The 18,614-nt window shown below is 42.2% G+C and carries 20 protein-coding genes, 1 rRNA gene and 1 CRISPR repeat array; of the genes, 13 read left to right on the top strand and 8 right to left on the bottom strand.

Translation table 11 applies throughout. The features are described 5' to 3' along the window. Positions 1-126 precede the first annotated feature (126 nt). From HWQ38_RS15760 to HWQ38_RS15750, 3 genes are all read left to right on the top strand, one after another. Positions 127-1,401: a lipid-A-disaccharide synthase gene (locus HWQ38_RS15760; protein ID WP_292795025.1), complete on the top strand. Its 1,275-nt coding sequence runs from the start codon at positions 127-129 to the stop codon at positions 1,399-1,401. A 98-nt stretch (positions 1,402-1,499) separates the two neighbouring features. Next, positions 1,500-1,874: a hypothetical protein gene (locus HWQ38_RS15755; protein ID WP_292795023.1), complete on the top strand. Its 375-nt coding sequence runs from the start codon at positions 1,500-1,502 to the stop codon at positions 1,872-1,874. 3 nt (positions 1,875-1,877) lie between these two features. After that, positions 1,878-2,459, top strand: coding sequence for a hypothetical protein (locus HWQ38_RS15750; protein ID WP_292795021.1), 582 nt, complete (start codon positions 1,878-1,880; stop codon positions 2,457-2,459). A gap of 18 nt (positions 2,460-2,477) precedes the next feature. On the opposite strand, the gene HWQ38_RS15745 is transcribed toward HWQ38_RS15750, so the two are convergent. The 4 genes from HWQ38_RS15745 to mutS form a co-directional block, all read right to left on the bottom strand. Further along, entirely contained in the window at positions 2,478-2,864 is a 387-nt protein-coding gene (locus HWQ38_RS15745) for a hypothetical protein (RefSeq protein WP_292795019.1), read from the bottom strand. Positions 2,865-3,014: 150 nt separating this feature from the next. Further along, positions 3,015-3,482 (bottom strand): type II toxin-antitoxin system YhaV family toxin, encoded by a 468-nt coding sequence (locus tag HWQ38_RS15740; RefSeq protein ID WP_292795017.1) that lies wholly within the window; start codon positions 3,480-3,482, stop codon positions 3,015-3,017. Further along, the gene (locus tag HWQ38_RS15735) at positions 3,475-3,810 is read right to left on the bottom strand and encodes a hypothetical protein (protein ID WP_292795015.1); all 336 of its coding nucleotides are present in this window, start codon (positions 3,808-3,810) and stop codon (positions 3,475-3,477) included. The genes HWQ38_RS15740 and HWQ38_RS15735 overlap by 8 nt, the downstream gene beginning before the upstream one ends. Before the next feature lie 92 nt (positions 3,811-3,902). Further along, positions 3,903-6,536, bottom strand: coding sequence for a DNA mismatch repair protein MutS (gene mutS, locus HWQ38_RS15730; RefSeq protein WP_292795013.1), 2,634 nt, complete (start codon positions 6,534-6,536; stop codon positions 3,903-3,905). Between the two features lie 489 nt (positions 6,537-7,025). Here mutS and HWQ38_RS15725 point away from each other — a divergent pair, with 489 nt between their 5' ends. Continuing rightward, positions 7,026-7,256, top strand: coding sequence for a hypothetical protein (locus tag HWQ38_RS15725; RefSeq protein WP_292795011.1), 231 nt, complete (start codon positions 7,026-7,028; stop codon positions 7,254-7,256). A gap of 28 nt (positions 7,257-7,284) precedes the next feature. Next, entirely contained in the window at positions 7,285-9,132 is a 1,848-nt protein-coding gene (gene cas3, locus HWQ38_RS15720; RefSeq protein ID WP_292795009.1) for a CRISPR-associated helicase Cas3', read from the top strand. A 210-nt stretch (positions 9,133-9,342) separates the two neighbouring features. Next, positions 9,343-9,666: direct repeats of the CRISPR family, unit length 37 nt; unit sequence GTTACACCGCGCCTTTCCGGCGTGGCTCCATTGAAGC. Positions 9,667-9,816: 150 nt separating this feature from the next. Here the strand turns inward: cas3 and HWQ38_RS15715 are convergent. Continuing rightward, positions 9,817-11,163 carry a GTP-binding protein gene (locus HWQ38_RS15715; RefSeq protein WP_292795026.1) on the bottom strand — a complete coding sequence of 449 codons (1,347 nt, stop codon included), beginning with the start codon at positions 11,161-11,163 and terminating at the stop codon, positions 9,817-9,819. Between the two features lie 136 nt (positions 11,164-11,299). Beyond that, entirely contained in the window at positions 11,300-11,605 is a 306-nt protein-coding gene (locus HWQ38_RS15710) for a hypothetical protein (RefSeq protein WP_292795007.1), read from the bottom strand. A gap of 243 nt (positions 11,606-11,848) precedes the next feature. Between HWQ38_RS15710 and HWQ38_RS15705 the strand changes: the two genes are divergently transcribed. Further along, positions 11,849-12,049, top strand: coding sequence for a hypothetical protein (locus HWQ38_RS15705; protein ID WP_292795005.1), 201 nt, complete (start codon positions 11,849-11,851; stop codon positions 12,047-12,049). Positions 12,050-12,173: 124 nt separating this feature from the next. Here HWQ38_RS15705 and HWQ38_RS15700 read toward each other — a convergent pair whose 3' ends face one another. Continuing rightward, entirely contained in the window at positions 12,174-12,506 is a 333-nt protein-coding gene (locus tag HWQ38_RS15700; protein ID WP_292795003.1) for a hypothetical protein, read from the bottom strand. 436 nt (positions 12,507-12,942) lie between these two features. Here HWQ38_RS15700 and HWQ38_RS15690 point away from each other — a divergent pair, with 436 nt between their 5' ends. The 6 genes from HWQ38_RS15690 to HWQ38_RS15670 all read left to right on the top strand — a co-directional run bounded on the left by HWQ38_RS15690 (position 12,943) and on the right by HWQ38_RS15670 (position 16,654). Then, positions 12,943-13,728 carry an HAD family hydrolase gene (locus HWQ38_RS15690; RefSeq protein ID WP_292795001.1) on the top strand — a complete coding sequence of 262 codons (786 nt, stop codon included), beginning with the start codon at positions 12,943-12,945 and terminating at the stop codon, positions 13,726-13,728. A 260-nt stretch (positions 13,729-13,988) separates the two neighbouring features. After that, positions 13,989-15,164 (top strand): DNA double-strand break repair nuclease NurA, encoded by a 1,176-nt coding sequence (locus HWQ38_RS15685; RefSeq protein ID WP_292794999.1) that lies wholly within the window; start codon positions 13,989-13,991, stop codon positions 15,162-15,164. 69 nt (positions 15,165-15,233) lie between these two features. Continuing rightward, the gene (locus HWQ38_RS40460) at positions 15,234-15,359 is read left to right on the top strand and encodes a hypothetical protein (protein WP_366933299.1); all 126 of its coding nucleotides are present in this window, start codon (positions 15,234-15,236) and stop codon (positions 15,357-15,359) included. After that, positions 15,340-15,822 carry a Uma2 family endonuclease gene (locus HWQ38_RS15680; RefSeq protein ID WP_366933298.1) on the top strand — a complete coding sequence of 161 codons (483 nt, stop codon included), beginning with the start codon at positions 15,340-15,342 and terminating at the stop codon, positions 15,820-15,822. The genes HWQ38_RS40460 and HWQ38_RS15680 overlap by 20 nt, the downstream gene beginning before the upstream one ends. Positions 15,823-15,917: 95 nt before the next feature. Beyond that, the gene (locus tag HWQ38_RS15675) at positions 15,918-16,367 is read left to right on the top strand and encodes an element excision factor XisH family protein (protein ID WP_292794997.1); all 450 of its coding nucleotides are present in this window, start codon (positions 15,918-15,920) and stop codon (positions 16,365-16,367) included. Further along, on the top strand, positions 16,322-16,654 hold the full coding sequence (locus tag HWQ38_RS15670) for a XisI protein (RefSeq protein ID WP_292794995.1): 333 nt from the start codon (positions 16,322-16,324) through the stop codon (positions 16,652-16,654). The genes HWQ38_RS15675 and HWQ38_RS15670 overlap by 46 nt, the downstream gene beginning before the upstream one ends. Before the next feature lie 15 nt (positions 16,655-16,669). Here the strand turns inward: HWQ38_RS15670 and nadC are convergent, their stop codons facing one another. After that, complete coding sequence (gene nadC, locus HWQ38_RS15665; RefSeq protein ID WP_292794993.1) at positions 16,670-17,536, bottom strand: carboxylating nicotinate-nucleotide diphosphorylase; 867 nt, start codon at positions 17,534-17,536, stop codon at positions 16,670-16,672. A 315-nt stretch (positions 17,537-17,851) separates the two neighbouring features. Between nadC and HWQ38_RS15660 the strand changes: the two genes are divergently transcribed. Continuing rightward, positions 17,852-18,614: ribosomal RNA gene (locus tag HWQ38_RS15660) — 16S ribosomal RNA — on the top strand; the annotation flags it as partial.

The raw sequence follows: 18,614 nt of genomic DNA, 5'->3' as shown, positions 1-18,614 counted from the left end.
ATTGATTCAACAATCGCTAATAATTTTTGCTTACCGCAACTTATTGAGCGGATACAATTTCATCAACAAGCTACAGTATATACCTATAAGATAGGAACGAATTAGGTAATATTTGCCTCTTGTCTAATGACTAAAGTAGATATTCTGATCCTTTCAAATGGCCCAGGGGAAGTCACAACCTGGGTGCGTCCGGTAGTGAAGGCGTTGCGGCAAGAACTAGGCGATGACCGTTCTCTAGTAAGGATTTCTGTGGTATTATCACCTTGCTCAAATGCTAGTGGTAAAGAAGCAGCGATCGCTCTTTCTTACCCCGAAGTAGACAGAGTTCAGGGAGCAGAGCATTTTTGGCAATTTTTGCTTTCGGGCAAAACATTTGATAATTGGGACTGGAGAAGTCACGGTGTAGTTGTTTTCCTTGGTGGTGATCAAATTTTCCCGGTAGTCATAGGCAAAAAACTCGGATATCGCACAGTGGTTTACGCCGAATGGTCAGCCCGTTGGCATAACTGGATAGATCGCTTTGGCGTGATGAAAACCGAAGTTGCTGCCCGTGTTTCCCAGAAATATGCTCATAAATTCACCGTTGTCGGAGATTTGATGGTAGAAGCTAGTAGTCATTCATCTTTGGCAAAGGACAAAGGACAAATGACCGAACTAATAGGCATTTTACCTGGGTCAAAGGCGGCAAAATTAGCCCAAGGAGTGCCATTATGTTTAGCGATCGCCGAATACATCCACGCTAAAAAACCACAAACCAAATTTGTGATTCCTGTAGCCCCAACTTTGGATTTACAAACTTTAGCTAGTTTTGCCGATCCCCAAAAGAACTCTATTGCTGAAATCTTTGGCTTTGGTGGTGCTTCCTTAATTGTCCCGGAGGATGCTAAAAGGAAAGCAATGCTCAAAACAACAACGGGTTTAACTGTAGAACTGTGGCTAGAAAACCCGGCATATCACTTATTATCCCAGTGCTGCATCTGCTTGACTACAGTGGGGGCAAACACTGCTGAACTCGGCGCTTTAGGAGTGCCAATGATTGTTTTGCTGCCAACACAGCAACTTGACGCGATGCGTTCTTGGGATGGTTTACCTGGGTTGTTGGCAAATCTGCCAGGGGTAGGTACGCCCTTTGCTAAGGTGATTAATTGGCTATTTCTAAGATTTGTCAGACGCAAAGGTTTATTAGCATGGCCAAATATCTGGGCACAGGAAGAAATAGTCCCAGAACTTATGGGTAAACTTCAACCGCAAGAAGTTGGGGAAATGGTTTTAGACTTATTAGCCAATCCCGAAAAATTGGCTGATATCCGCGCTAAACTCCGTAATATTCGCGGTGAAAGCGGTGCCGCCCAGAAGATTGCACAGATTGTTGGCGAGGAAGTAAAGAAGCAAGGCGAGTAGGAGGAGATGGACAGAATTAATTTGAATTTTGAATAGTGATTTTTTTATGCCTATACTGAAAAGCTGCTGCTATAGTTAGGTAAAAGTGAGTCTCTCTTTTGTGTGTAAATCCTGACCAGAATTTTCTGGGAACTCTAACTGATAAAGAGTATGATGTTGAGCGTGAAAACCTGGAGATTATCAAGAAGCATATAAGTAAGTTTAATGATTTCTTACCTAATCAAAAAATGATTGAAAGACTTCAGCAAGCTTTAGATTCAGGACAAAAAATTTCTGGAGCTGATGCTAGTTTCTACTTTCATGAACTCAAAGAAGCTGAACTAATGGAACAAGGTTATGATTGGTATACATCTTATCCTATGGCTGTAGCACATTATGGTGTATCACCATACAGCTTGTATCATCCTGAAGTAATTAGAGCTTATCCAGAAGAGTTCAATAGAAACTGGATGAAAGCTTGGAGAATTGAGTAAATTATGAAAGCACTTGATCTAGGCTTAACTGCAAAAGCTCGTATTTGGCAGGATGAACCATTATATTTTCCTGGAGATTCCCGACCTGCTTTTTATCCTGTAGAAGATCAAAGGATAGAAACCATACTCGATAATGCAAAAGTTGGTTCAGTATCTAAAAGAGAAGTAATGATTGAGATATTAGTGCCTCTAGGAGCTAGGTTTTTGTATGCCTGCTTAGGTGCTATTTTTGAGCCAAACGACTCTGGCAAATTGGTATTGAAGGTTAGCATTGCCACTGAATTAGAACGTCAACTCAATACTTCTCTTGCATCATCATTAGATATAGTGAGAATCGGCATAACTGAAGAGTACGCCCCTAGCGTTACTGATGGTGCAAGATTGAAATTTCAAGAACCTGGAGTTAGGGACATACTTGGATCTGGCGAAATTTCTTTTAATTTAGGTGCATTTGGAGAAATCAGCTCTTCTAGAGCATTTTTTCACGATCTAGCTTATGCAGTTATTGAAGTGATAGTTCGAGATAAGGGAAGGTCTTACAATATTAAGCCACCCTTGAAAAAGCTTCTCGAACAATCTTGGTGAACTTTAATGTACTGGTAATTAATCCGAAGATTCTCCATCTCTTCGCCCAAGTTCATAAATGCCGGCGGACATACAAGCTAATATACCTGTACTAATTCCCCAGCTATCACCTAAACTAATTTCCAAACCCCAGTTCAATAAAGCGCCAATTACCAAAAAAGGTACAATGCTAAATAATGAAGCGTAGAAAGCGTTTTGGGATTCTCTGGCTTTACGAGTCTTTTCAAATTCTGACTGGCTGGTGTAAAGCGATCGCTCTGCAAAGTTAAACCAGCGATTGATTTGCTCAGTTACCCATTCATTGACTCTGGAAAAACCTAGATATAGCGCCAATGACCACAAACTCGCTCCAGCGATCGCGATCGTGTCTAACTCAAAGCGGAAAGGCAAAATTTCAGTCAGCATGGGTTATAGGAGTCCTGCAAAGGGTCAACTTTAGCTTTTAGTAGATGCTAAATAAACCTCTTGTGCAATTTTAAGCATAAATGCTAACAAGATTTCAACTACTTGGCAACTATCCTGCTCCTTTAAGCTATTTTACCGCCCAGAAAACCTCTACTTTGCTTGATCCTCCGTTACCTCACAATCTGTCAACAACTCATCTAAACTGTCTGGAAACGTCCCTCGTTCAACCATCTTAGTAAACACCTGGTAGCAGTCATTTTTCGCCCCTTCTTTACGTGGAAATCCTAACCACAAAATTACAATTACTTTCAACTGTTCCGTATCAAACGCCCTAAAAAACAGCCGATACCGTTCCGGTAAACCCATCTTTTTCACCCGTCCATAGCATTTTAACGCCCCTGTTAAGGCAAAATGACTTGCAAACGGGTCAGAGGGAATCTTAGTTTCAATTGGAACAGTAATCGCTGCAAATAACTTTACTGTTGCATGGGTTTTATATTCAGCCTTTGGTAATTGCTCCCGTAAACGGGAAACGCGTTCAAATAATTCTTGATATTGGATACCAAATAGTTGTGGGTAAAAGTAAACTCCCCATCCATTACTGACAAAATTAGCCATCTTCTAATGACTCATTGTCTAATTGCACACCTGCAATTAGTTCGCGGGCAGCTTCAGACATTTCAGTTGTATAAGGTTGTAGTGTGTTATTTTTGAGCGTTTCTGTCATAGCAAAATCGAGAAACAGGCGCATCATTACTGAGTCTTCTGCGTCTTCATCATCACCAGATTGCGGTACAATCCGCAAAATTGCAGTATCCGACGATAATACCTCTATCCAACCATCTGCATTAGCAAACTGAGGATACTCCCGATAAAACTCAGCTGGTAGCCTAAATCCTGCACTGTTACCAATTTTGGTACTACGAATGCTATAGGAGTTGCTCATCTTCAAGCGTATCTACATTACGTACTTACATAATAGTAATTTATCAGGCAATACATTGGCTTGCATTATTAAACAAATGCGGCTTGCAGAAATCAATCCAGATTTTGCAGTCCCATCGCAATCTTACTGTGTTTCTCAATTTGTCCCATAACTTGTTTTGCGCGTTGAATCACCACCGCAGGCAAACCCGCCAACCTTCCCGCCTCAATCCCATAAGACTTATCAGCGCCTCCCGGTTGGACTTGGTGCAAAAAGATAATTTGGTCGGGTAATTCTTTGACTGTCACCTGATAGTTAGCCACATTCGGCAAAATGCTAGCCAGTTCATTCAATTCATGATAATGAGTAGCAAAAATCGTTCGCGCCCGAATATCCACTGCGATATATTCCGCCACCGCCCAAGCTATAGAAAGACCATCAAACGTCGCTGTCCCGCGACCAATTTCATCTAATAGTACCAGCGACCTAGATGTGGCATGATTAAGAATATTTGCGGTTTCATTCATCTCCACCATGAACGTAGATTGACCAGTTGCAAGATCATCTACTGCACCTACACGGGTGAAAATGCGATCGCATATTCCCAATCTAGCAAACTTAGCTGGTACAAAACTACCAATCTGCGCCATTAACTGAATCAATCCCACCTGACGCAAATAACAACTTTTGCCACTAGCGTTTGGCCCAGTTAGAATGATTAAATCGGGACTGTCATTTGTCCTTTGTCCTTGGTCATTTGTTATTTGTTCTTGGTCATCTGCTAATGACAAATGACTAATGACAAATGACTCTTGACCCAATTGAGTCGAATTCGGCACAAAGAAACCCGCAGGTAAAGACTGTTCCACCACCGGATGACGACCATCAACAATGTTTATCTCCCTTCCTGACAACATTTCTGGACGACAGTAACCTTGATGCACCGCCAACTCAGCTAAACCACACAACACATCCGCCGCCGCCACTGCACGAGACAGATTGCGAATTACTTCCGCCTCTTGTGCTACCTCTTCCCGCAACGCCGTAAAAATCTCATATTCCAACTGATTTAAATCATCCCGCGCTGTGAGAATTCGCGCTTCTCGTTCCTTCAAATCAGGGGTGATGTAACGTTCTTCATTTGTCAGGGTTTGCTTGCGAATATAATTAGCGGGTACTTGATCAGATTTTGTGCGGGAAATACTGATATAATAACCAAAAGTTTTGTTAAATCCTACCTTCAGTGTCGAAATTCCCGTTTTAGCCCTTTCATCAACTTCTAAATTAGCAATCCATTGCTGATCGGCTTCTACAGTCGCCTTTCTTTCATCCAACAGGGAATTTACGCTAGGGCGAATCAATCCGCCTTCCTTGATTTGTATGGGTGGCGACTCTACAAGATGCGCGTGTAACTTTTGTGCTAATTCTTCCAACACACTTGGGACTTTCTGCAAAGCTTTCAAGAATGGAGAACATGCCTCAGTTACTAAGCTGGATAATTCTGGTAAGCGTGAGAGGGAATCTGCCAAAGCTACTAAATCTCTAGCATTGGCTGTACCAGAACCCGCCCTTCCCGTCAGGCGTTCTAGATCATAAATTTGGCGTAACAACTGCCGCAAATCTTGACGTAGGGGCGTATTTTCCATCAATTCTTGGATGGTATCTTGCCGCGACCGAATGCCTTTAATATCGAGTAGTGGTTGCAATAACCACCGCCGCAAAGCCCGCCCACCCATTGCTGTACTAGTTTTATCTAACGCCCAGAGTAGAGAACCGTGAAAAGTGCCATCCCGGACAGTTTGAGTAATTTCCAGGTTACGGCGGGTTTGATTGTCAACAATTAGGTAGTCGGTGACAGTATAGCTGCGGAGTCTTTGAAGGGTGACTGGGTTTTCTTTTTGAGTATCTTCCAAATATTCTAGAAGACCGCCAGCCGCACGGACGGCGAGAGGAAGATGATCACAACCGAGTCCTTCGAGCGATCGCACCTTAAATTTCTGCAATAATCTAGGTCTAGCTTCGGCTTGGGAAAAGGGAACTTGCGATCGCAAACTATAACAAAATGATGCTGGCAAACACTGCGGCAGATGTGGCGAAGTTTCTCCTGGACGCAGCAAACTACCTAAATCTGGCGCATTTGTCGGAACTAACACCTCTGAAGGTTGCAAGCGCATTAATTCTTGTGTCAAATGTTCTAAATCACTACCTTGAGTAGTAAGAAATTCGCCTGTGGAGATGTCTGCATAAGCTAAACCCCAATGATTTGCGGCAATTACTACTGCTGCTAAGTAATTATTGCGACTTGATTTTAGCATTCCCTCTTCCAGCAAAGTGCCGGGGGTAAGAATGCGCGTTACTTCCCGCCGCACCAATCTACCAGCAGCTTCCGAAGCATCTTCCACTTGGTCGCAAATTACTACTGCATAGCCTTTTTCTACCAATAGCGTCGCGTAGCGTTCCCATGCGTGGTGCGGAACACCAGACATCGCCACCCGTCCCTGTTCTCCAGCTTGTTTGCTAGTGAGAACTAATTCCAATTCTTGCGCTAGTTTTACAGCATCTTGGAAATAGCATTCAAAGAAATCTCCTACCCGATACAGCAATACGGCGTGAGGATACTTATCCTTCGTCTCGACATAGTGGAGGTACATTTGACTTAGCTTGGTGCGGTCTACCTGTCGATGGTCGGAAATAAAAGTACTCGCGTCGGGTTTGGTAGATGGAGTTTCAGAGTGAGAAGCGGTCATAGATGCTACTGAGTAACGCACGGAAATTCCCCAATATTCGATGATAGCTTGATGTTAGAGAGGAATAGCGATCACTCAAGAATTTTTTACCCTTTGTTATAAGCTAAAACACATCTAATTTGCATATTAAATTTTATCAAATTCTTGTGGGGTGGGCATCTTGCCCGCCTTGATCATGCAACTTAAATGCCGATTAGCTTATTGGGACTTAAACAACGACTGCATCTGACTAAATATAAGTAAAATTTATAAGAAATGGTTTGCTGTTAAAAAAATAATAATTGATAAACTAAGGTTTCATTGCTATGGTTGTAGTCAGTCAGAACTTATGCGGCTGGAAAATATTCTCTAAAAAAGTAATATTTAGTCAGATAGGATGTTGTGTAAATCCTATCAATAATATCTGATACGCCTTTATTTCTGCCTATAAATGAGGTGGTATAACCTCTATATTTGCGTGATTGAGCCAATTATTGAAGGAGTAATTTTATGACATTTATTTCTGATTCTGAAAGTTCTGATTATAGAGACATCATTGTAGCTTTATTAGTTGGTTTTGAGCATTTAGATCGGAAATTAGATTTAGTTAATCAGAGATGCGAAGAATTGAGCAAACAAGTGAAGCAAGTTGTAAATATAAATCAAAAATTGAGTTGGGCTGCTTGTCCTTTTGATGCAGAAGGAAAATCTTGTGAAGACTATTTACAAGAAAGTGAATAATACAAGACTATAAGTTAAAGCTTTATTAATGGCAGTATTAATAACTTTACTGCATCTATTACCCCATAAAATTATAGTGGCTGAATTTAAAGATTTTTGGCAAGATATAACTGGCAATCCTCCTTTTCCATATCAAGAGAGATTTGCAACAGCACCAGAATTAACCCAGCAGTTAAATGTGATTACTGGTGCAGGTAAGACTGCAACGGTGGTGGTTGGTTGGTTATGGAGAAGAAAATATTATCCCGATACGACTCCAAAACACTTGGTTTATTGTTTGCCTATGCGAACATTAGTTGAACAAACATATGGAGAAACAGAAAAATGGCTAAAAAAAGCTGAATTAAGTGAATCAGTAAAGTTGCATTTACTTATGGGGGGTGCTGTAAGTGAACGCTGGGAAAGTGAACCTGAAAAAGATTATATAATCATTGGAACTCAAGACCAATTGCTGAGTCGAGCGTTAAATCGTGGCTATGGCATGAGTCGCTATCGCTGGAGTATTGACTTTGCACTGTTGAATAATGATTGTTTGTGGGTGATGGATGAGGTGCAGTTGATGGGAAGTGGATTGCAAACAACGGCACAGTTACAAGGGTTTAGAAATGAGTTCGGAACTTATGGAAATAGTGCTTCGTTGTGGATGAGTGCAACTCTCGATTCGGAGTTGTTGAAAACAGTGAATTTTCAACCTGATTTAGATAAGGTTCATGGATTAACTGAGGCAGACAAGGCAAACCCAAAACTTAAAGAGCGATGGGAAGCAAAAAAGCAATTAATTAAAGCAAATACAATTATTCAGGGTAAGGATGAAGAATATGCTAAAGCGTTAGCAACTGAAGTTGTTCAAGCGTGTATTCCTGATACTCTTACTATTGTAATTTGCAATCAGGTTAGTCGCGCTCAAGCTGTATTTCAAGAACTTCAAAAGCTAGTGCAAGATAAGTTACTGCTGATTCACTCACGATATCGAGCAGAGGAACGCGAAAAGCTAAATGAGAAGCTATCTGAATTCAAGTCAGAGTTATGCGAATTCAAATCAGGCATAATCGTTTCTACGCAAGCAATCGAGGCTGGTGTTGATATTTCAGCAAGAACAATGTTTACTGAGCTTGCGCCTTGGTCATCATTAGTACAAAGGTTTGGGCGTTGTAATCGCTATGGTAAACATCAGAATGAAGATATTGCCAAAATTTATTGGATTGATATTGATTTAGAACAAAAAAATGTTGATAAACCTTATGAAACTAAGGTTTTAGAAGAAGCGCGATCGCATCTTGTTAATCTTACGGATGTTGGTGCTATTTCTTTACAAGCAGTGCAGGCAAAAGCAACAAAAATTAAAGGTTTAATCCCTCGTAAACATGATTTACTACAGTTGTTTGATACTTCTACAGATTTAGCTGGACACGATATTGATATTTCGTCATTTATTCGGGAAACTGATGATAACGATATAGCGATCGCATGGCGTGATTGGAAGGATAATAAGCCAGATAGTGATTCTGAGAAGCCTTTACAACAAGAAGAATTATGTCGGGTAAGTCTGTGGCAAGCACAAGATTTTCTCAAGAAGCTAAAAAAAGACGCTTGGGTTTGGGATGGATTAAACGGAGATTGGGTAGAAGTGACTCATCTCTATCCGGGAATAACAATATTGCTGCATATTTCTGATGGTGGATATTCAAAAACCCTTGGTTTTACTGGGAATCCCAAAGATAAACCCACAGTTGTTCCCATTCCAGAAGCAGAACCAGACGCAATTGAACCGGAAAAAGATGACGCTGATTCTCTTACCAAAGTTGGTAAATATATCAGTTTAAAACAACATTCCGTAGATGTAGAGTCGGAAGTAAGAGAACTTTGTGCAAAGTAATCAACAAAACGATAAAGGTCATGAGGTAATCGGTAACAGCCATAAATGGCAGAGTTTAACCCCTGTAGTATTAACTCGTCACCCGAAATTTCACCACAACGGCGATAAAAAACTTATTCCCAATACCTGTTTTCAAGTTGATGGAGCTGAACATCAAGCCCTGAAGCTATTGACACATTTGTTTAAGCCTGACGCTGAATTAGCTCTTACGTTACACCGCGCCTTTCCGGCGTGGCTCCATTGAAGCCTTACACTCAGTCGTCAAGTTACTACCATAGTTAATAGTTACACCGCGCCTTTCCGGCGTGGCTCCATTGAAGCGCTATTTTGATTTGCTGCGATCGCAGCTTTTACCGTTACACCGCGCCTTTCCGGCGTGGCTCCATTGAAGCTCGTTTTTATTTGTTAATCCTGCGATCGCCATAAAGTTACACCGCGCCTTTCCGGCGTGGCTCCATTGAAGCCAGCGATTAACACTGCTAATGCAGCCGGGCAGAGTTACACCGCGCCTTTCCGGCGTGGCTCCATTGAAGCTAGGTGATAATGCGCCTGCCTGGAGCCCTACATCCTGTTGTTACCTGTGGCAGGCTACGCCTATGCTCAAGGATATTTTACCTTTTTGGCGCGATCGCATCGGCGGAAAGATCTGTTAACAGAAACTTTTCCGAACACAACTCAAAAATCTTATAACTTTAATCCCAATTCCTGTCGCAGACGATACAGAATTGTGTTCTGGTCAACTTGAGAAAGAATTTCTTGAATGACGCTACTAGCGCCCAACTGTCCCCAAGTGCAGCCTTTTTCGAGATACACTTGAGCAGCTTTGCCAACGGAGTAAGCTCCATAACCGGCGATACCAGCTTGAGCGATCGCACTGCCAGCAAAGGCAGTAATATTGCTGGGATTGTCAGCACTGGTTATTGCCGCCGTACTCTTACCCAAACCCAAAAGCAAACTACTGCCTAATTCTAAGAGTAGCAAGCCACCGGAACTAAATAAAATCGTTTTTAAAATTTTCCCAGCTTCATAGCTAGTCATCGGCAAACCATACAATCTAGCTAGAGCGCGAATTAAAGCCAAATCGGCAACAGTTCCGCCCAGGATATCTAAAAAAGCAATGGGATTGAGCATTACTGCCAAAGCCTTGTATTTGGTAAATTGCCAAATGATATTTTCGGCTTCTTGTTGGCGTAAGTCGATAGTTTTTTGAGCGATCGCGGCTTCTGCATCCCGTGCTTGGATCAGTGCATTTAAAGCTAGAAGCGATCGCCCTTCTCGATTCAGAATATTCAGAATTGTCTCTTTAAGTTCATCTACTTGCGGTGGTGGTGTCTCCCATTCATAACTAACACGACCGTCAGACCACTCAACCCGTACTTCCATTGGTGCTGGTTCCGCCGCCACCATCACAATTTCATCAGGTAGTAGAGGCTTCGCTTTCGGATGTCCTGTACCCAGTTGTTGTAAATTTTGGTAAATCGCTCCCCGGTCTGTATCTGGGTATAAATCTATCTTGTTAAACACTAAAATCAAGGGTTTTTGTGCTTGCCGCAATTCCAGCAGTGCTTTATACTCAGTTCGTGTGATATCACCAGACACGACAAACAAAATCAAATCAGCCTGGTGTACCACTTCTCGTGCCATATCCGCTCGTGACTCACCCTCAATTTCATCTAATCCGGGAGTATCAATTAACTCTACCAGCACCTTACCCCCTGGCTGCCAACGGACAGAACGAGGCCATTGCGTGACACCGTTTAGAGGGCCAGTTTGCAGAATCTTGTCTCCCAGCAAGGCATTTAAAACTGCTGACTTACCACGACTCACCAAACCAAAAGCGGCAATTCTAATCACGTTAGAATCCAGCTTGTTGAGTGTGGCGTTCAAAGCTTCCAATTCCGGTTTCACCAAACCTACCAATTCTGGGTTAGATGAAAGCTGTCCTGATTTACGAAGATATCCATACCAAGACAGCGCTTGTCTGAGACTGGCGCGGGCACGATTTAAGTGAGTTTCTTGCAGATTACGCACAAAGTTAGGTTGATTCAAGGTTGGACAAACAACAGGCTACATATCCATTTTGATCTAATTCCCACGCTATTAACCTGTTTTGTCAAATTAAGCAATTGTTCTGATTGTTTGCATAACTTCTTTGTGCGGTATCCATTCAGAACATTGGATTGTGCTGATTATCCCAACACTTGCGATCGCGCCAATTTCTCCCAGTATATTCACATTCAGAAGCATCATCTATCCAAGGAATCGATGTAGAGTGTTTTGAGGTTCCAATGGAAGCGAATAAGCTAGTAGTGAATAAGGGCAATAAGAAGGATAAAGTTATCAATGTACAAATCGGTAGAGTGATTAAATATCCCGTGAGCAACACAATGTTACTATGAGTCCAAAAAACTCTGCCGATTTTATTATTTTTTTGGCGACTTTTTAAGCTGGTTGTTGAATTCGATAAAAGCATAATGCAACCCTATTAATATCAGTTTATACAGCAATCCCATTTGATTTTTTAAAAGCCAAACTGACTGATAGCTAGCCGGATCAGGTTTTGGCTCTCAGTATATTTAGCAAAAATCAAATAGGAGTCCTATACAAGTCTGGATTTTTGTGTAAAAACATTATTGAAGCTATATACTCTAATGTCAAAGGTGCAAGTAACGACTTCTTGGAACCTTTAATCTTTGGTCGCTAAAAAATTTTTTTAATGAAAATATGTTCAAGTTTTAGCGTAGGAGTAGCCCGTCGTAGACATCGCCCTTACGTAAATCCTGGCAAATTTAACTCACAGCCTTCCGCCGCCGATGCTCGATTGTTATATTGCGATCGCTCTCTGGGTAAACTGGAAATCTTACTTTCTCGTCGCAGCCTTTCAGCACGGAAACCATTATTTCCGACTCGCTGCTGAGTGTATCCTTAATTTAGTTAGCAAAATTTTGCGTGATTAATAGACTAACTTGATCAAAGAAGATAAATACGGGGACGCAAAGAAAGAACTCCCAGTGTCCCCATGTCTCTTCAATGAAGGACTACTACCAGATCCGATTTCCATTTTCGTCAAGTCGTGCTTGCCGAATTACGTCAGAAATCTCTTCAGCATCTTTAACGTGGTGGAGTGCTTTCTTTTCGCCGTTGGGTTCATCCACAACGAAGTAAGTGGGAACTGTGATTTTGTCGCCTGTAATGTCTGGTACATCATCAACAGCTACCTGTTTAGCCTTTTCTTCAACTGATTGAGGCTCATCAGCAATTTTATCCCCCGGATTTGCAGTCAGGTTTCTTTCGTTCACATTCGGTTCTTCGCGTAAATCTGTATCTTCACTTACTGGTTGATTAATTTCATTTCCTCGATTTTGATCAGTCATAGCTTTTCCAGGTATTGAAAAACGTAGCTTTACAAGTAACACTCTAGAAAATTGAAGAAACAAAGAGTTCTTTCTCTAGAGAGACTTTAAGGATAGATTAGAGAGGAATACGTCTTAAGTTAGATATTTGCTCTGAGAAATTTACTTCTTTGGTTGAAACTGAGTATATTTTTCCCCAAATGGCTATCTTTTTAATTGACTCAACTAATCTGTGGACTGTTTGAGCGCTTTGTTATTCTTCGGTACTAATGTCAATTAAAGTACCTGCGGTCGCAATCGCATAAGCATGTCCATAATAAATTCATTAGTAAGTTACGATGCCTTTTGAGTAAATTTTTCTCTATCTTCAGGTGATTTGACCTGTTAAGATATTATTATACAAAAATTACTTTCAGGATCGGGTAAGCTGACAACAGCAGTTTTAATCCTCAGAACAATGACCGCAAGTAGTCCCACGATTTTAGCCCTGGACTTTGATGGAGTGATTTGCGACGGACTAATTGAATATTTTGAGGTATCATGGCGCACCTACTGTCAAATTTGGTCGCCTGCTAACGACACACCACCAGATGATTTAGCTTTGAGATTCTATCGTCTGCGACCTGTAATTGAAACAGGTTGGGAAATGCCCGTTTTAATCAAAGCCTTGGTAGATGGAATTACTGATGAAACAATTCTTCAGGAATGGGCAAGCATCGCCCCGAAACTTTTGTTAAATGACAAGCTACAAGCAAGAGAAATTGGTGCGAAACTAGATAACCAACGGGATGAATGGATTTCCACCGATTTAGACGGTTGGCTAAGTCTGCATAGATTTTATCCGGGTGTAGTAGAAAAAATCAAATTAACTCTTGACAGTGGAGTGAAGCTATACATTGTAACAACTAAAGAAGGGCGTTTTATACAACAGTTGTTGCAACAAGAAGGAGTTAATTTACCAGCAGCAGCGATTTTTGGGAAAGAAGTCAAGCGTTCCAAATATGAAATTCTGCAAGAATTAAAGCAAGCAGAAATATACAAGCCAGTTAGTCTATGGTTTGTAGAAGATAGACTCAAGACATTGCAGTTAGTCCAACAGCAAACAGACCTTGAAGATGTGAAACTCTTCCTTGCCGACTGGGGCTATAATACCCAAATAGAACGGGAAGCTGCCCAAAATGATCGGCAAATTCAGTTGTTATCACTGTCTCAATTTGTCAAAGATTTCTCAAGTTGGCTTTAATATCTTAAAGTTGCAATAATCGCTTGATGCGTTCACCCTGAAAGGGCTTGTCATTGCCCAGATGTTTGTAACAGTCAAATTGTTGCCCTTACTGATATCCCGCCCGGAAATTAACTTCCGGGCTAATAGCCCAAGTCCACTCAAGTAGACTGAAATCAACGAAGTAGAATATTTATAAAGATGTACGTAAATAATAAAGATTAGAAATCACAGCTTCCGTCCTTCCATTTCAGTTAACTTTTCACTCTTCACTTACCTTTATGCTTGACCTAACAAAACTGGCGCGACAAATGCAGGGTTTAAGTCAGCATCTTACTTTAGAAGCTGTTGCCAGTCACCAGCGCTTAGAATTGGCGCAACAACATCTCAAAAATGCTTACGAGTGTCAACAAGATTTAATCGATCGCCAGGAAAAATGGCGTGATCGCATTCTCTTTGCTAATGCTACCCCAATTGAGCCACTAGAAACCTGCATTGATATCCCAGTTCCCCCAAAAATTCATACTGTCATCGCTACCGATGGTTCCCAAATTGCCCCCAACCATCACGAAATTGCTTACTGTTATCTCCTGAATATCGGCAGAGTCGTCTTACACTACGGACAAAATCGCCATCCACTACTCGATAGTTTGCCAGAGGTATTTTACCGCCCCGAAGATTTATATATGTCTCGGCAGTGGGGAATTAGAACCGAGGAATGGATGAGTTTTCGTCGCACTGCTTCAGAAACAACAGTGTTAGCAGAACTTGCGTGTGCGACGAAGGGCGAAGCGCCAGCACTGGCGATGGTAGATGGTTCCTTAATTTACTGGTTTTTAGAACAATTGCCGATGGATGCACGCGATCGCATTTTACCCCCCATCCTGGAAGCTTGGCAGCAGATGCGTGATTCTCAAATTCCCCTGATGGGCTATCTCAGCGCCTCTCGCAGCATCGAAACAATGAACTTTTTACGGTTGTTGGCTTGTCCCCATCCAGCGCCAGACTGTAAAAGTCATTGCCCAAATCAGCTAGAAAAAGTACCTTGTAAAATTTTTGAGCAGTTACGAGATACTTCTGTTTGGGCAACCCGACTCAAACCAGGACAACGCAGTACTCTGTGGCGTAGTAATTCCCCCATTCTCGAACTCTACGGAGATCAAACAATTTACTTTTGCTACGTCCACGTTGGTACTGAAATCGCCCGAATCGAAGTTCCGGCATGGGTAGCGGAGAATGCAACCATGTTAGATCAAGCATTGGGACTAATGTTAGCACAAGTACAAAAAGGATATGGCTATCCTGTAGCGATCGCCGAAGCCCATAATCAAGCAGTAGTAAAAGGTGGCGATAGAGCGCGTTTTTTTGCCCTCCTCGAACAACAAATGATTAAAGCTGGTTTGAAAAATGTCGGAACTTCCTACAAAGAAGCGAGAAAGCGGGGCAGTATTGCTTAAATCAGGAAATAATGAAGATTGCTCTCTTCAATTTTGAATTTTGAATTTTGAATTGTTAAAGAGGTTTTTATGCAAACACAGACAGGAAAACACTACTACACCCGTGAAGAATATTTAGCACTAGAAGTAAGCAGCCGAATCCAAAAGCGAATTCCGAGATGGAGAAATAGTGCCAATGGCAGGGGGTGCAACTAATCATAACCATATCATCGTTAATTTAGTTGCTCATTTGAAATTTGCTTTCAGAGGGCAAAATTATAATTTATTTACTAGCGATGTGCCTTTGTGGATAGCAGGCTACAGAAGATACACATATCCAGATATTATGGCGATCGCGGGAGAACCAGTGTATGAGAGTGACAGCACTACCACTGTTACAAATCCCTTAATAATTATTGAGGTTTTGTCAAAATCAACCAGAAGTTATGACGAATCAGATAAGTTTCGTTGTTATCGTTCAATTCCTGAATTTAAAGAATATATCCTAATCGACCAATACAAATTTTACGTTGAGCAATTTGCTAAAAACTCAGATGATAAATGGGTATTAACTGAATATGAATCACTTGATGCATTGTTAACACTGGCTTCTCTAAATTTCCAAATTTCATTCAGTGATATTTATGAAATGGTAAATTTTCAGATGAGCAAGGACTGAAGCATCAAGTCTAGACTTCAGCGATCGCTTTTTTCTCGCTCTTCTTATTTCACATCGTATGTAAAAATATTATTATCGACAAAAAAATTTAAACTGTGTCTGCTAAAGATGCTTTTCATGAAGTTGTCAAAACCGCTCTCCAGAGAGATTGTTGGTTAATCACTCATGATCCCTATCCCTTGCAAGCTGGTACATTTGATCTTGCCATAGACCTCGGTGCAGAAAAAGTGATTGCAGCTGAAAGGGAAGGACTGAAAATTGCTGTAGAAATCAAAAGTTTCCTTGGCCCATCCAAGATTTCAGAATTTTACGAAGCATTGGGACAATTTATAGCATATAGGGCAGCTTTAAGTATTCAAGATCCAAAACGAGTTCTATATCTAGCAGTGTCCAGTAATATTTACGAGCGATTTTTTGTAACTCCCTTTATTCAGGGACTCGTTCAGCAAAACCAACTTCTGTTGTTGGTCTACGATATTGATGGGGAGGTAATTCAACAATGGCTACCGTCAACGAATACCGACAACACATCCAAAACCTGCTAACAGAACGCGCCAAACTCGTGTGGGACGATCGCATCCAAGCCCAAACTATTTTCGATACCGAACGCGACCACTACCAACTAGTCTACGTTGGTTGGCGCGGCTCGAAGCGACTGTATGGCACTGTCCTTCACCTCGACATCATCGATCGCAAAATTTGGATTCAACAAGATGGTACTGAGATTGGGATTGCAAACCAGTTAGTTGAACTTGGTGTCCCCAAAGAAGACATTGTTTTAGGCTTTGATCCTCCAAAAATGCGACATTACACCGACTTTGCAATAGGATGATTCACCTCATGATATTTAAAGTACAATCCTCATGCTCAAATCCAGCCACTTTGACTGAGTAATCGGCGCACTGCTAGAAATATAGTTAACACCAGTCTCTGCCACACTGCGAATCGTTTCCAAAGTCACATTCCCCGAAGCTTCAATTTTCACCCGGCTATTTTGCTGGCGAATCAACTGCACCGCCTGACACATCATATCCAAAGGCATATTATCCAACATAATAATGTCAGGCTTGTGCTGCAAAGCTTCTTTCACCTGCTCTAAACTTTCCGTCTCTACCTCTATAGTTAACGGATAAGGAATCTGAGAACGAATACGGGTAACTGCTTCTCCAATTCCTCCAGCCGCCGCAATGTGATTATCTTTAATCATTACCGCATCATCCAACCCCATGCGGTGATTAATCGCCCCACCCACCGCAGTCGCGTACTTTTCCAACAATCTCAGCCCAGGTGTAGTTTTGCGCGTATCCACCAACTGAGCAGGTAAATCCGCAATTTTCTCTATATATATATAAGTCAGCGTCGCAATCCCACTCAAACGCATAGCCAAGTTGAGCGCCACCCGTTCCCCCATCAGCAGCGCATCCAGCGAACCATGAACTTCAGCTACAACCTGTCCCGGCTCACACCATGCACCTTCAGCCGCAACCGCCACAAAGCTGACTTTTTCATTCAATATCTCAAATACCCTAGCTGCAACTGGTAAGCCAGCAATTATCCCTGAAGCTTTAGCGATCCATTTAGCCGAGCCTAGCGTCACATCTTCTACTAATAGCGTATTTGTTGTGCGATCGCCCCTGCCAATATCCTCCAACAACCAGCCACGCAATAGTGGATCTAAAACCAGCCAGGGCGGCAAAAAACCAGAATTCCTCACAACCTTATTGCTTCCTTAGTAACTTCCAGGAATACCATAGCCTAAAACCCTTACTCTCAAAGGCTTTCATCGGGACTCGAAAGCAGTCCAAAAAGAATTTTGGAAAAATAGTTGACAAGATAAAGGAGGTTCGTTATATTGAATAAGTGCCTGAAGCGGAGCGAAACAAAGCGACGCCAAAAGGACACCGAACCTTGAAAATATTATAGTTTGAAAGCAAAAAGACAGCAAGTAGTTTGCGTCAAGCAAATAAAGAAAACTAAGCTGAAGTTAAAAAAGAGCAGCTATTGCTAAAAGAGCTAAAACAAACAAACCAAAACGGAGAGTTTGATCCTGGCTCAGGATGAACGCTGGCGGTATGCTTAACACATGCAAGTCGAACGAAACCTTTCGGGGTTGAGTGGCGGACGGGTGAGTAACGCGTGAGAATCTGGCTTCAGGTCTGGGACAACCACTGGAAACGGTGGCTAATACCGGATGTGCCGAGAGGTGAAAGGTTAACTGCCTGAAGATGAGCTCGCGTCTGATTAGCTAGTTGGTGGTGTAATGGACTACCAAGGCGACGATCAGTAGCTGGTCTGAGAGGACGATCAGCCACACTGGGACTGAGACACGGCCCAGACTCCTACGGGAGGCAGCAGTGGGGAATTTTCCGCAATGGGCGAAAGCCTGACGGAGCAATACCGCGTGAGGGAGGAAGGCTCTTGGGTCGTAAACCTCTTTTCTCAGGGAAGAACACAATGACGGTACCTGAGGAATAAGCATCGGCTAACTCCGTGCCAGCAGCCGCGGTAATACGGAGGATGCAAGCGTTATCCGGAATGATTGGGCGTAAAGCGTCCGCAGGTGGCGATGTAAGTCTGCTGTTAAAGCGTCTAGCTCAACTAGATAAGAGCAGTGGAAACTACCTACGCTAGAGTGCGTTCGGGGCAGAGGGAATTCCTGGTGTAGCGGTGAAATGCGTAGAGATCAGGAAGAACACCAGTGGCGAAGGCGCTCTGCTAGGCCGCAACTGACACTGAGGGACGAAAGCTAGGGGAGCGAATGGGATTAGATACCCCAGTAGTCCTAGCCGTAA

The organism is Nostoc sp. NMS7, assembly GCF_017115085.1.
Classification (GTDB): domain Bacteria; phylum Cyanobacteriota; class Cyanobacteriia; order Cyanobacteriales; family Nostocaceae; genus Nostoc.
This window is presented reverse-complemented; position numbering and strand designations above follow the sequence as displayed.

Bases quoted from the DNA above. Each gene is read 5' to 3' on its own strand.
- HWQ38_RS15760 (WP_292795025.1), top strand. From the start codon at position 127: ATGACTAAAGTAGATATTCTGATCCTTTCAAATGGCCCAGGGGAAGTC.
- HWQ38_RS15750 (WP_292795021.1), top strand. From the start codon at position 1,878: ATGAAAGCACTTGATCTAGGCTTAACTGCAAAAGCTCGTATTTGGCAG.
- HWQ38_RS15745 (WP_292795019.1), bottom strand. From the start codon at position 2,864: ATGCTGACTGAAATTTTGCCTTTCCGCTTTGAGTTAGACACGATCGCG.
- HWQ38_RS15740 (WP_292795017.1), bottom strand. From the start codon at position 3,482: ATGGCTAATTTTGTCAGTAATGGATGGGGAGTTTACTTTTACCCACAA.
- HWQ38_RS15735 (WP_292795015.1), bottom strand. From the start codon at position 3,810: ATGAGCAACTCCTATAGCATTCGTAGTACCAAAATTGGTAACAGTGCA.
- mutS (WP_292795013.1), bottom strand. From the start codon at position 6,536: ATGACCGCTTCTCACTCTGAAACTCCATCTACCAAACCCGACGCGAGT.
- HWQ38_RS15725 (WP_292795011.1), top strand. From the start codon at position 7,026: ATGACATTTATTTCTGATTCTGAAAGTTCTGATTATAGAGACATCATT.
- cas3 (WP_292795009.1), top strand. From the start codon at position 7,285: ATGGCAGTATTAATAACTTTACTGCATCTATTACCCCATAAAATTATA.
- HWQ38_RS15710 (WP_292795007.1), bottom strand. From the start codon at position 11,605: ATGCTTTTATCGAATTCAACAACCAGCTTAAAAAGTCGCCAAAAAAAT.
- HWQ38_RS15705 (WP_292795005.1), top strand. From the start codon at position 11,849: ATGAAAATATGTTCAAGTTTTAGCGTAGGAGTAGCCCGTCGTAGACAT.
- HWQ38_RS15700 (WP_292795003.1), bottom strand. From the start codon at position 12,506: ATGACTGATCAAAATCGAGGAAATGAAATTAATCAACCAGTAAGTGAA.
- HWQ38_RS15690 (WP_292795001.1), top strand. From the start codon at position 12,943: ATGACCGCAAGTAGTCCCACGATTTTAGCCCTGGACTTTGATGGAGTG.
- HWQ38_RS15685 (WP_292794999.1), top strand. From the start codon at position 13,989: ATGCTTGACCTAACAAAACTGGCGCGACAAATGCAGGGTTTAAGTCAG.
- HWQ38_RS40460 (WP_366933299.1), top strand. From the start codon at position 15,234: ATGCAAACACAGACAGGAAAACACTACTACACCCGTGAAGAATATTTA.
- HWQ38_RS15680 (WP_366933298.1), top strand. From the start codon at position 15,340: ATGGCAGGGGGTGCAACTAATCATAACCATATCATCGTTAATTTAGTT.
- HWQ38_RS15670 (WP_292794995.1), top strand. From the start codon at position 16,322: ATGGCTACCGTCAACGAATACCGACAACACATCCAAAACCTGCTAACA.